Source organism: Psychrobacter sp. M4, assembly GCF_055699795.1.
Genome location: NZ_CM146740.1, coordinates 2,861,604 through 2,875,388, shown reverse-complemented (window position 1 = coordinate 2,875,388; position 13,785 = coordinate 2,861,604). Strand labels below are relative to the sequence as shown.

Here is a 13,785-nt window from a genome sequence, read left to right as displayed (position 1 = left end):
ATTACATTAATAGGCGTTTCCACTAGTTGCTTACAAATTCGGATTTAACCACTTCTCAGCAGTCTTCATATCCCAGCCTTTACGTTCAGCATAGCTCTCTAACTGATCGGTGCTGATTTTACCGACGTTGAAGTATTCACTATCAGGATGCGAGTAATAAAAGCCACTGACCGAGGAAGCAGGCCACATTGCAAAACTTTCAGTTAGCGTCGTGCCGATAGCATCAACCGTACCGAGCCAATCAAACAGTTTGCCTTTTTCCGTGTGCTCAGGACAGGCAGGGTAGCCCGGTGCAGGGCGAATACCGACATATTTTTCTTTGATCATCTCATCATTGGTTAAATTCTCGTCAGCCTGATAGCCCCAATAATCTTTGCGAATCAGCTCATGCAAGTGCTCAGCGAAGGCTTCGGCCAAGCGGTCGGACAAAGCTTGCACCATGATAGCGTTATAGTCATCGCCTGCCTCTTTGTACTTTTCAGCCAGTGCTTCTGTCCCAACGATCGACACCGTAAAGCCACCTAAGTAATCGGTATGGGTGTCCGATGGTGAGATAAAGTCTGCCAAGCTAAAGTTTGGCTTGCCACTGGCTTTGTCGCTTTGCTGACGTAAGTGCTCAAACTGATAGGTCGGCTTGCCGCCATCAGCTGGACTGTTGTCATAGACGGTTACCGTATCCGCGCCAGTGCGTTTGGCTGGCATGAGTTTAAACACACCTTTGGCAACGATTAACTTTTCATCTATCATTTTTTGCATTAAGTCATTCGCATTCTCAAACAGATCGCGTGCCGCTTCGCCGACCACGTCATCTTGCAAGATTTTTGGGTATTTACCTGTCAGGCCCCAAGAGATAAAGAACGGTGTCCAGTCGATATAAGGCAGCAGATTGGTGATAGGATAATCATCAAATATCACTTGTCCGAGTTTATTAGGCACGGGTGGCACGTAGTTGTCCCAGTCAGCTTTAAAGCCAATTTTGATAGCGTCAGCATAAGATATCTTCGCCGCTTTTGGTTGGCGTTTGGCGAGGCGCTCACGGACTGTTATGTACTCTTCGCGGGTTTCGTCAATCAGCTCTTGACGGTTCTGTTTGGAGAGCAGTTTGGTGACCACACCGACCGAACGTGAGGCGTCACTGACGTAGATGACCGCATCGTTTTGGTAATGCGGTTCAATTTTGACCGCGGTATGCGCTTTTGAAGTGGTTGCGCCGCCAATCATCAGGGGCAGGTTCATGCCGCGCTCTTGCATTTGCTTGGCGACATAGACCATCTCATCGAGGCTGGGAGTAATCAGACCCGACAGTCCGATGATATCGGCTTTCTCGCTAATAGCGGTATCGAGGATTTTCTCACACGGCACCATCACGCCGAGGTCAACGACGTCGTAGCCATTACAGCCGAGTACCACGCCGACGATATTTTTGCCGATATCATGCACGTCACCTTTGACGGTTGCCATCAGGATTTTACCTTTAACCTCGCCCTCGACTTTTTCTGCTTCGATATAGGGGTTTAGCCACGCTACCGATTGCTTCATCACCCGCGCGGATTTGACCACTTGCGGTAAAAACATTTTACCTGCGCCAAATAAGTCACCAACCACGTTCATCCCGTCCATCAATGGCCCTTCGATGACATCGAGCGGTTTGGGATATTTCTCCCAAGCCTCTTTGGTATCGGCGTCAATATAAGTGGTAATGCCTTTGACCAGTGCATGCTCGATGCGTTTTTCTACGCTCTGCTCACGCCAAGATAGATCAACGGTGCTTTCTTTTTTCTTACCATCGTCTTGGTAGTTCTCAGCGATAGTCATCAGGCGTTCGGTCGCATCTTGCCCAGTTTCGCCTTGGTTGCGATTGAGCATGACGTCTTCGATAGCGTCGCGGGCGTCCTTGGGAATATCATCATAAATCTCTAACATAGAAGGGTTGACGATACCCATGGTCAGGCCGTTCTTAATAGCGTGGTAGAGAAATACTGAGTTGATGGCTTCACGAATTGGATTACCACGGAAGCTAAAGGAGACGTTAGAGACGCCGCCCGATACCATGGCATTGGGTAGATTTTCGGTTATCCAGCGTGTGGCATTGATAAAGTCCGCGCCGTAATTATTGTGTTCGGTGATACCGGTGGCGACGGCAAAGATGTTGGGGTCAAAGATGATATCCTCACTAGGAAAACCAACTTCATCGACCAAAATGTCATAACTGCGCTGGCAGATCTCAATTTTGCGCTCATAAGTATCGGCCTGACCGTCTTCATCAAAAGCCATCACCATAATAGCCGCGCCGTAACGCATACAGAGCCTAGCGCGCTCGACGAACTCATTATAGCCTTCTTTTAGAGAGATGGAGTTGACGACTGATTTACCTTGCGTGCGTTTAAGCCCTGCTTGGATAATCTCCCATTTGGAGGAGTCAATCATCAATGGCACGCGGCTGATATCCGGCTCACCGGAGACCAGATTGACGAAATGAATCATCGCCTGCTCGGAGTCGAGCATACCCTCATCCATATTGATATCGACGATTTGTGCGCCGCCCTCGACTTGGTCGCGGGCAACGTCGAGCGCCTCGGTGTAGGCTTCGGTTTTAATTAACCGTAAGAATTTCTTCGAGCCAGTGACGTTGGTACGCTCACCAACGTTGACGAACAAGCTATCAGAAGTAATGTTAAATGGCTCAAGCCCAGACAGACGACAAGCAGGTGCTATCTCAGGAATCTCGCGCGGTGGGTATTTTGCCACCATATTAGCAATTTGGCGAATATGCTCAGGCGTCGTACCGCAGCAGCCGCCGACGATGTTTAATATACCCGCTTTGGCAAAGCCTTCTAGCAGGGCAGTGGTTTCCTTTGCCGTCTCATCATATTCACCAAACTCATTGGGCAAGCCCGCGTTCGGATGCGCGGAGACATACGTATTAGCAATATTAGATAACGTTTGGATATGCGGGCGCAGCGCATCAGCACCAAGCGCACAGTTGAAGCCAACTGATAACGGCTTGGCATGGCGAATCGAGTTATAAAATGCCTCAGCGGTTTGACCAGATAGCGTACGGCCTGAGGCATCGGTAATCGTACCCGATATCATAATCGGTAATTCAAAGCCAATATCGTCAAACACCCCAGTAACGGCAAAGATGGCGGCCTTGGCATTTAGCGTATCAAAGATAGTTTCAATCAAGATGATATCGACGCCACCTTCAATGAGCGCTAACGTCGCTTCACGATAATTATCTACTAACTGATCAAAGGTTACGTTGCGATACGCCGGATCGTTGACATCAGGGGAGAGCGAGCAGGTACGCGAGGTCGGACCAATGACGCCAGCGACAAAACGCGGCTTGTCAGGGGTCTTAGCAGTAAATTCATCAGCAGCTTCGCGGGCAATCTTGGCCGCAGTCTTGTTTAGCTCTGGCACCAGATATTCCATGTCATAGTCAGACATCGATAGGCGCGTGCCATTAAAGGTATTGGTCTCGATAATATCTGCACCAGCCGTTAGATGATCGCTATGAATCTCTTTAATCATTTGTGGCTGGGTTAGCACGAGCAAATCGTTATTACCACGCACGTCTTGGCTAATATCTGCAAAACGCTCACCACGATAGTCCGCTTCTTCTAGCTTATAGTTCTGAATATGGGTGCCCATTGCGCCATCAAGCATCAAAATACGTGCCTTCATTTGCTCGGTAATACGTGCACGCGCGGCCAGTTGCTTTTCCTTAAAGGGAAAGCTAGCTGGCGGAGTTAATATAAAATTATTAGGATTGTCTGAAGGTGAGGGGGTAGTAGTTTGCAAAGGGTTTTGTGAAGTCATAGAAGTACTGCTTATATCATCAAGGTTGTAAAGGGAAAAGAGGTAAAAGGCGTAAAGTTTTATAGATAGAGAATTATAAATTAGTAGTAGTCTAGCATGAACTACAAATCGTTCATGACTGTATAGTTTAGCTCTGTTTAGCGTGAGTATTTAGCATTAATTATTTGGCGCTGAAAATTCAAAGTAATCTCAATCAAATCATATTTTAAAGGTTAAAAGAAGTGTAACTAATTTACTTTTAAAGGGCTTTTCTTTAGTTAAAAGTTATAGAAGCTTAACAATGCTCTTGAAAAATAGACAAAACTTACAAGCGTCTCACAAAAAGTAGCGTAACGATGGCGCGTTACAGCAAAGTTCTATGTTAGTTTACAACCATAAAGATTAGCATCTTACAGTATTTTATATATTTAAGGTTTTTGACTAATAAGGATTTTTAGTTAACTAATTCCAATATTAGTCTAAATAATAAACTTTGTTTTAGTTTTTTAGACTTATTTAGACTTATACTGTTCAAAATTTATTTCTTTTTACAGTAATTGATCTAAATAAAGATGCTGTCTTAGGATATAACACATTAGTCAACACGTAGGATACACCTCATTATTAAGGATATAAGTATGAAACTTACCAAAGTAGCTACTATTGGTACTCTAGCCATCTCACTTGCTGGTCTAACGGCTTGTAATAATATGATGGCGGCAGAAGAAGCTCCAATGGCGCAGCCTGCACCGACGGCTCAAAGCCAACCTGCAGCTCAATCCAATATGACCAAATCGAATGTTAATGTAGTACAAATTGCTCAAAGTAATCCAGACTTCTCTTTATTAGTCGAGGCAGTACAAGCAGCAAATTTAGCTGGTATTTTGTCTGAGCCTAGTGCTAATTATACTATCTTTGCACCAACTAACGAGGCTTTTGCAAAGGTATTACAAGATACTGGAATGACTAAAGAGCAGCTATTTGCTGATAAGGCTTTATTAACTAAAATCTTAGGCTATCACGTTATAAATGCCAATATGCCAGTATATGCCAAAGACGTTAAGCCTGGCAATGTTGTCATGCTTAGTACGGACACCTTAGTGGTGACCCCTCAAGGCACGCTAATGGATGAAAATGGTCGTACTGCAAACATTTTACAAACTGATCTTGCCGCTACTAATGGTGTAGTACACGTAATTGACACGGTACTGCTACCAAAATAAGTACCCGCTATTAATACAACGCCCAGTTTTTAGCTGGTTTTGTAACACTATATATTATAGAACTATATTGAATAAAAAATTATTCAATTACTATTTATAAGGAAGTACTCATGTTAAAGAAGAATTTATTACCACTAGCGTTTGCTATGGCTGTATTACCATTAGCCGCTTGTAGCAACAATGAAACCGTACAAGATGAGCCAGTAGCTGATGTTGCTGAAACTGAGGTTGTAGAAGTTGTGGAACCGGCTCCTGAAGTTGATCCTATGGCTGACCCAGTAGAAGCCGATCCTATGGCTGATCCTATGGCCACGCAGAATATTACTGAAGTTGCTGCAGGTAACCCAGACTTATCGACACTAGTTGCGGCTCTGCAGGCAGCTGGTCTTGATCAAACACTAGCATCAGATGGTCAGTTTACTGTGTTTGCTCCAACTAACGATGCCTTTGCTGCTTTGTTAGAAACGCTTGGTGTGACTCAAGATGAACTATTAGCTGATACCGACTTATTAACTACTGTACTGACTTATCATGTGGTTCCTGATGCTACAGTGATGGCAACTGATATCCCTTACGGTAGCGATATCGAAACAGTAAACGGCGATGCCTTTACTATTAGTGAAGATAATGTGATTACAGCTTCTGGTGGTGGCACTGCAAATATTACTCAGCCAGATGTACAAGCTACTAACGGCGTTATTCATGTTATCGATGCAGTATTAGTTCCTGAATAAAGGCAAATCATAATAATGTGCTGAGTTTAAAATACGATTTTTGAATGAAGCTAATATTGGTTTGATATTCATTAACTTGAGTATCAAACCTTTTTTTGTCTAAATAATAATCTATTATTACCTGGTTTGATGAACTACATTTATAAGATAGGTACAGTTCTGGCTAAAACCACGCTTGTATCAATTATAAAGCTCCATCAAAAAGCCCGTGACTTGATCACGGGCTTTTTGATGATTATTAATAAAGTTTAAATAGCGTTTACGTAAAATCTAAGATCGAGGTGTTTTGCGTAACGACTCTTGTCTTAAAAGCTCTTCTTCTTTTGCATGACGCTCTTCCCAATAAGTGGCGTTTTTGATACCAAATTTCTTAGGATCAAAGACAAATCTCTTATAACTGGTACCGCCACCTGCTTTAAGCTGCGCTTCATAGTCTCGCAAAATATCGATAGCAGGACGGGCAACAAAGAAGATAATAATGATACCAACGATATTGAGCCACGCCATTAGACCAACGCCGACATCACCAAGGCCCCAGATATAGCCTGAGCTATTGAGCGCACCATAAGCGACCATAAACATAATAATCAATTTAACGATAAATTGACCGGTCTTACTGGCCCCTTTACCCATAGAGCGGGTTAGATAGGAGATGTTGACCTCAGCTATATAGTAGTACGCTAAGATAGTGGTAAAAGCAAAGAAGAATACCGCTACAGCGATAAAGGTATCACCAAAGTTACCATAGACAGATTCCATGGCCATTTGGGTAAATGAAGGCGAGTTAATCTCAACATCCGCAGCGACGTTTTGGACGATAAATTGACCATCTTCTAGTGTACCTTGAATGTTATACATACCTGTTGATAGGATCATAAAGGCTGTTGCAGAACAAACTAACAAGGTATCGACATAAACTGAAAAGGCTTGCACCAAACCTTGCTGCGCGGGATGATCAACTGCAGCTGCTGATGCTGCGTGAGGGCCTGTACCTTGACCGGCCTCATTGGAGTAAATACCACGTTTGACACCCCAACCAATTGCCGCACCGAAACCTGCTTGCGCGGTAAAAGCATCACCAATGATCATACCAAATACTTTAGGAATCATACTGAAGTTGGTAAACATAATGAGTAATGCAAGCAAAATATAACCTACTGCCATAAAGGGTACAGCATACTCAGTAAAGGTTGCGATACGCTTAATACCACCAAAGATGATAAAACCTAAAACCACTAAAATAATACCTAGGGCAATAAGACGAGTCGAACCCGTTTCCATACCTACAAAGTTTATCGCTGAACCTTCACCTGCGACCTGAGCGACTGCATTGATAACGCCGTTCGCTTGCACGCCAGGCAGGAACACCCCACAAGCAATAATAGAGGCGATGGCAAAGACAACACCGTACCATTTTTGACCAAGAGCGCGCTCAAAGTAATAAGCGGGGCCACCGCGATACTCGCCTGTGACGACATCGCGCTCTTTGTAAATCTGACCTAGTGTAGATTCGACATAAGCGGTGGAAGCGCCTAAAAAGGCCACTACCCACATCCAAAATACCGCGCCTGGACCACCGAAACCAATAGCAGCGGCGACACCTGCGATGTTACCCATACCCACACGACCTGCGAGTGAGACGGCTAATGCCTGAAACGATGAGATACCATCATTGTCAGGCTTACCTCTAAACAACAGTCTAATCATCTCACCGAATAAACGCACTTGTACAAAGCGCGTTAAAATAGAATAAAACAAACCTGCGCCCAAACACAAATAGACTAGTGCTGGGCTCCAGATAATTCCGTTTGCTAGATTAACTAAACCTTCCATATTAATATTCCTAGTACTGTCTTAAAGTGGTTATGCTCAGTATTAATAGGTTATTGAAACCAATAATAGAAGTCATAATTACTAAGGATAGATTGTCATTGTCTATATTTATCCGCTTGGCTTATCAATAAGGTCATTGAATCAAACAGTTACTATGACCGATATTTTAGCTGCGGCCGCAATTCCTTTTGCCGTTTTATGGATTACCTCATAATAATGACATAACCTTGTGAAGATAGGTAAATAAAATAGACCAGCGGATAAAACAGGTGATTATTGTTATTAAATACCAAGCAATGCTACACCGATATTCAATTTATAGTTAACCCTCTGGTTGCTATGAGTAGCGCTAGCATTGCTAGTGCTACCATAACCCAATGTATAAGCCAGACGGTTAAGTAAATGCAATTTGCCATAATTTTTTAACAATTACTAGAATTTTCTATGCTTTTACAGTCGTTAATTCCATATATCGAGGTCAAAAACGCTCTATATTATTGATACCTAATAAAAAGTTGTGCTAATTCACTTCAAAATCACTCGACAAAATTAATGCTAAAAGTATTATCTTTCCTACTGATCTTTATTAAGTGAGTTTTGTTTATCACTCTTCTGCTCATTTAAATAGCGCTCCTCCCAATAAGAAGCGTTTTTGATACCAAACTTAGCTGGATTGAACGTATAACGGGCGACTCCTGCTTTGCGCTGAGTCTCATAGTCTTTTAGAGCTTTTATAGCGGGACGGGCGACCACAAAGATGAGCAAGATACCAACAATATTTAGCCAGGCAATGAGACCGACGCCAATATCACCGATAGCCCAAATATAACCAGCTGAATTAAGACCACCATAGGCAATCATAATCATAGTGACCACTTTAACCAAAAGTAAGCCTACTCTATTAGCATGGATACTGATAAAGCGGGTCAAATAAGCCACATTGACCTCAGCTATATAATAGTTGGCTAAAATAGTCGTAAAAGCAAAGAAGAATACAGCTACCGCAATAAAGGTATCACCAAAAGCCCCATAGACAGATTCCATTGCCAGTTGGGTGAAGGCAGGGGAGTTAATCTCGACACCAGCGGCAACGTTTTGGACGATAAACTGACCATCAGGTAATTCGCCTTGAATGTTATAAGTACCCATAGTTAGGATCATAAAAGCAGTTGCAGAGCACACCAGTAGCGTATCGACGTATACTGAGAACGACTGCACCAAACCTTGCTGTGCAGGGTGATCGACCTCAGCCGCTGCTGCTGCGTGCGGAGCGGTACCTTGACCTGCTTCACTGGAGTAAACACCACGTTTGACGCCCCAACCAATGGCAGCGCCAAAGCCTGCTTGGGCGGTAAAAGCGTCACCGACGATCATGCCGAATACTTGTGGAATTAAACTAAAGTTACTAAACATGATAATTAAAGCCAAAACGATGTAGCCGATGGCCATAAAAGGTACGACGACCTCAGTAAAGGTAGCAATACGTTTGATACCACCAAAAATAATAATACCAAAGACCACTAAGATAATGGCTATGGCTCCTAAACGCATACTGCCGACATCAGACCCTAGCACTGACATAGTACTGCCTTCTCCAAGCACTTGGGTCACCGCATTGACAACGCCATTTGCCTGAATACCAGGCAGAAATATACTCAAAGCAATAAGCGCAGTAACAGCAAACGCCACGCCATACCAACGCTGTCCTAGTGCACGCTCAAAGTAGTAAGCAGGGCCACCGCGGTACTGTCCAGTGACCACGTCTTTTTCTTTATATATCTGTGCCAGCGTCGATTCAATATAAGCGGTGGAGGCACCCAAAAAGCCAACAACCCACATCCAAAATACCGCCCCAGGTCCACCAAAGCCGATAGCTGCCGCCACGCCTGCAATGTTACCCATACCCACGCGTCCAGCCAGTGACAAAGTTAAAGCCTGAAATGATGAAATACCGTCGGTACTGGCTCTACCTTTAAATATCAAACTTAGCATCTCTCCAAAGAGACGCACTTGTAAAAACCGCGTTGTAATAGAGTAAAATAGCCCTGCACCCAAACAAAGATAAATAAGAGCAGAGCTCCAGATAACGCCGTTTACGCTATTAACTAAACCTTCCATATGTGCATCCCTACATAATGAATTCATTTTAAAATAAGATAATGGTTTTAGCATTCCCTCATTACTGCGCATATTATTAAAAGGTTTTTCTGTCTATTACCGTTTATATTTGTATGCATACTCGTTACATCAAAACATGTAAAAGTAATATATAGAGATTTGCTAGGTAGGCATGCTCAACAATGAAAAAGGAGTACATAAACTTAATCGATTATTGTTAATTATTTGTAGTTGTTTTTTGGTAACGTCTGATTGCAAAACCATGAAGATAGCTCCATTATTAGCAGCATAATTGATATTACTCAGATTACTCGCTTGTCTATTTCTTATGATTGTTTTTGAATAAATAGAATAGATGAACGCTTTTTATTATTAGGAGAGTCACATATGACGCCCAAAGCTATTATAAAACCTATGTTGTTATCAGCTGTATTAGCCACTTCAACAATGGGTCTCTCAGGTTGTGGTTACAACAACTTGCAAGCTCAAGACGAACAAGTTACTGCATCTTGGTCAGAAGTGGTTAACCAGTATCAGCGCCGCTCGGATCTGGTACCAAATTTGGTTGAAGTAGTGCAGCAGTATGCTGAGCAAGAGCAGGAGGTGTTCACTGAGGTGGCGCAGGCACGCTCACAAGCAGGCGGTATTACGATTACCCCAGAAGTACTCAATGACCCAGAGGCGATGGAGCGTTACGCCGAAGCGCAGTCACAGCTCACAGGCGCGCTATCAAGATTGATGGCGGTGTCTGAGCGTTACCCTGAGCTGAAATCTGACGCCTTATTCCAAGATTTGCAAGCGCAGTTAGAGGGTACGGAGAATCGTATCGCGGTTGCTCGTAACCGTTATATCCAAGAAGTACAAGGCTATAACACTACGGTGCGCCAGTTCCCAACCAATATCACCGCCAAAGTCTTCGGTATGGATACCAAGCCCAATTTTTCAGTTGATAATGAAGAGGCTATCTCTACCGCACCAAGCGTGGATTTTGGTGAGTAATGCAGCAGCTGCGAAAACGATGTGAGTTAGATAGTTACATATTAAACAGTTACTAATAATAGTTACTAGTGACTGATCGAAATAGCCATAAAATGATTCAGCACACGATAAGTTTGTGCCTGATGTGTTGGTACCCGTGTCAATTAAGGTGGTAAAGAGCGAATGAATAACTCAAAAGCAGTCATATTAGCATTATTAATTGCCCTTAGCGCCAGTAGTGCTACAGTACTACATGCTGCTGCGGACGATACGGCTGCTCCTACTGACAATAGCGCATCAACTCTACAAAATCGTAGCGTTGAAGATCTAGTCGCTATTGCTAAAGCGGGCGAGTCTAATGAGGCCATCAATGACGCGGTGCTAGGTAATGAGGCTATCAATGAAGCTATACTGGGTAATGATGCCATAAACCCTAATGCCGCTAATGAGCGTGCTGATAGTACGGCTACCAATACCCCAGCGCCACCACCTGTACAATCTACTGCTGATGGCGTCGATGCTGACAAATTAATCCTAAACAGCCCAGTAGTTGATCAGGCTAATATCCTAAATCCGCAAGAAAGATTGCGTTTAGAAACTCAGCTGCAAAACATCTATCGTCAAGGCCTAGCGCAAGCTGCAGTCGTTATTGTACCAACGACTAATGGTGTGCCTATATTTGATTATGCGCTGCAAGTTGCGGAAAAATGGCAGCTGGGTGAAGCGGACACTGATGATGGACTACTAATGGTAGTTGCGGTCAATGATCGTGATATGTATATCCTATCGGGTTATGGCTTGGAAGGCGTTTTGCCTGATGCCGCTTTAAACCGTATCATTCGTGAAGATATCACTCCATACTTTAAGCAAAACGATTATGGGTCAGGTATATTGGCGGGTATTAATAGTATTGAGACCCGTTTAACAGCCGATCCTGAAGTATTGGCGCGTGCAGATGAGCAAGCCGCCGCGCGCAGTGCTCAGCAAAGCTCAGACGACGTTCCAACGCCTATTTTTTTATTCCTAATGGCGATGATATTTGGTAGTTTTATTACCAGTATCTTTGGCCGTATTTTTGGCTCTATTTTAACTGCTGGTGGTTTTTTTGCAGGTTCGCTGGCTTTAGGCGGCGGTTTTTTCATGACTTTGATCATGGCTATATTTATCTGGATGTTCCTCATCTCGCGCGGTTCAGGTGGCGGCCGAGGTGGACGCGGCGGCGGCGGCGGTTTTATCTTTTTACCCGGTATGGGCGGCGGTAGTAGCGGTGGCGGTTTTGGCGGCGGCGGCTTTGGTGGTGGCGGCGGTGGTTTTGGCGGTGGCGGTGCTGGTGGCTCATGGTAGGCTATACCGAGCAATAATCAACAGTTATAAAAATCATTACTATATGTAGTTTGTTGCAAGTTTAATTTAAGCTTGCATAGATAGATAATCGTAAGTGATTAGTAGCTGAGAGCCACTAAACGCATACTTGAGGATACAATATGATGGCACAAAAACACTCGTCTCAGACCAGTCTTGCCCGCTTATGGCGTCAGGTTTTATTCGTGCCTATGCTGCATAGTAGATGGCTGACGCCGCAGATCAAAGCACGTCTGACTGCGAAGATAACTGAGGTCGAAAAAGGCCATCGCGGCGAGGTGTTTTTGGTGATAGAAAATCATCTGCCCATTCAAGAGGCTTATTATATCAACTGCCGTGAACGCGCTATTGATCTGTTTAGTGAATACCGAGTATGGGACACCGAAGAGAATACAGGCGTTTTAATCTATGTCAATATCTGTGAGCAAAGCCTAGAGATTGTCGCTGATCGCGGTATTAGTGCTCACGTTAGTCCCACAGTATGGCGAGCCATGTGTGATAAGGCGCTGGCCGGTATGGCCAATAAAAAAACAGAAGAGAGCCTAGCTGATTTGCTAGATGAAGTGGGGCAGCTACTGCGTCAATACTATCATCTAGAAGATGATCCAGAAGGTAATGAGTTGTCTGATACCGTGGTATTTTTAAAATAGCGTTCCTAAAGTAGCGTTGGTCTTCAATTATGTCACGGGTTTTGTCACTGGCAATTTAAAGAACGATAATGGTGGTATCCTATGATTGAGCTGATAAAAGCCCTACCTAAAGCTGAGCTGCATCTGCATATTGAAGGCTCGCTTGAGCCTGAGCTTATGCTTAGATTGGCTAAAAAAAATAATGTAGACATCCCTTACAAAGATATAGAAGCGATACGTGATGCCTATAATTTCACCAATTTGCAAAGCTTTTTAGATATTTATTATGCTGGAGCCAAAGTACTGGTAACCAAAGAAGACTTTTATGATCTGACTTGGGAGTACATCTTAAAATGTGTGGAAGACAATGTGGTTCATACGGAGATATTCTTTGATCCGCAAACCCATACCCAACGAGGCGTGCCTTTTGAGGTGGTAATCACTGGAATCACACAAGCCTTAAGCGCTGCTAAAGCACGCTACGGCATCACCTCTGCTGTCATCATGTGCTTTTTGAGGCATTTGTCGGAGCAAGAAGCTTTTGAAACTTTAGAGCAAGCCTTAAAATTTAAGCAGCACATTATCGGCGTAGGCCTTGACTCAGCAGAATTGGGCAACCCTCCTTCCAAGTTTAAAGCGGTGTTTAAAAAAGCAAGGGAAGAAGGGTTCAAGCTCGTGGCGCATGCTGGCGAAGAAGCTGATTATTCCTACATTTATGAGGCTTTGGACCTATTAGATATTGATAGGATAGATCATGGGGTACAATCTATAAATAGTGATGCGCTGATGCAAAGGCTCAAAGAGGAGCAAATACCGCTTACGGTTTGCCCAAATTCAAATATTGAGTTAAAAGTCTTTGACAGTTATGAGCAGCACAATATAAAACAGCTTTTGGACTTCGGCTTAAATGTCAGTGTGAATTCAGATGATCCCGCTTATTTTAAAGGGTATATCAATCAAAACTTTATTAACATATATGAGCACTTATCTTTATCAGAAGCTAACATTGTTACTTTAATAAAGAATTCTTTTCGCTCAGCCTTTATTGACAACGATCTAAAACAGCAATATCTGCGGCAAGTTGATCAGGTATTACTGTAGTTTTTG

General features: G+C 43.5%; 9 protein-coding genes. 6 read left to right on the top strand and 3 right to left on the bottom strand.

What is annotated here, in order from left to right; genetic code table 11:
• Positions 1-30: 30 nt before the first annotated feature.
• Positions 31-3,822 carry a methionine synthase gene (gene metH / locus ACR63N_RS12030; RefSeq protein ID WP_472782083.1) on the bottom strand — a complete coding sequence of 1,264 codons (3,792 nt, stop codon included), beginning with the start codon at positions 3,820-3,822 and terminating at the stop codon, positions 31-33.
• Between the two features lie 617 nt (positions 3,823-4,439).
• On the opposite strand from metH, the gene ACR63N_RS12025 reads away from it, so the two are divergent.
• A complete protein-coding gene (locus ACR63N_RS12025) occupies positions 4,440-5,024 on the top strand; it encodes a fasciclin domain-containing protein (protein ID WP_367104720.1) in 585 nt (194 codons plus the stop codon).
• Positions 5,025-5,134: 110 nt separating this feature from the next.
• Positions 5,135-5,758 carry a fasciclin domain-containing protein gene (locus tag ACR63N_RS12020; protein ID WP_472782082.1) on the top strand — a complete coding sequence of 208 codons (624 nt, stop codon included), beginning with the start codon at positions 5,135-5,137 and terminating at the stop codon, positions 5,756-5,758.
• 270 nt (positions 5,759-6,028) lie between these two features.
• On the opposite strand, the gene ACR63N_RS12015 is transcribed toward ACR63N_RS12020, so the two are convergent.
• Together ACR63N_RS12015 and ACR63N_RS12010 are read right to left on the bottom strand one after the other, a co-directional pair.
• Positions 6,029-7,591: an alanine/glycine:cation symporter family protein gene (locus ACR63N_RS12015; RefSeq protein ID WP_367107241.1), complete on the bottom strand. Its 1,563-nt coding sequence runs from the start codon at positions 7,589-7,591 to the stop codon at positions 6,029-6,031.
• Between the two features lie 573 nt (positions 7,592-8,164).
• Positions 8,165-9,709 (bottom strand): alanine/glycine:cation symporter family protein, encoded by a 1,545-nt coding sequence (locus ACR63N_RS12010; RefSeq protein WP_472782081.1) that lies wholly within the window; start codon positions 9,707-9,709, stop codon positions 8,165-8,167.
• A 387-nt stretch (positions 9,710-10,096) separates the two neighbouring features.
• Here ACR63N_RS12010 and ACR63N_RS12005 point away from each other — a divergent pair, with 387 nt between their 5' ends.
• The 4 genes from ACR63N_RS12005 (at position 10,097) to ACR63N_RS11990 (ending at position 13,779) form a co-directional block, all read left to right on the top strand.
• Positions 10,097-10,708 (top strand): LemA family protein, encoded by a 612-nt coding sequence (locus ACR63N_RS12005; RefSeq protein WP_472782080.1) that lies wholly within the window; start codon positions 10,097-10,099, stop codon positions 10,706-10,708.
• Between the two features lie 162 nt (positions 10,709-10,870).
• A complete protein-coding gene (locus ACR63N_RS12000; RefSeq protein ID WP_472782079.1) occupies positions 10,871-12,031 on the top strand; it encodes a TPM domain-containing protein in 1,161 nt (386 codons plus the stop codon).
• A 143-nt stretch (positions 12,032-12,174) separates the two neighbouring features.
• A complete protein-coding gene (locus ACR63N_RS11995; RefSeq protein ID WP_367104737.1) occupies positions 12,175-12,699 on the top strand; it encodes a TPM domain-containing protein in 525 nt (174 codons plus the stop codon).
• Between the two features lie 81 nt (positions 12,700-12,780).
• The gene (locus ACR63N_RS11990; RefSeq protein WP_367104726.1) at positions 12,781-13,779 is read left to right on the top strand and encodes an adenosine deaminase; all 999 of its coding nucleotides are present in this window, start codon (positions 12,781-12,783) and stop codon (positions 13,777-13,779) included.
• Positions 13,780-13,785: the final 6 nt, after the last annotated feature.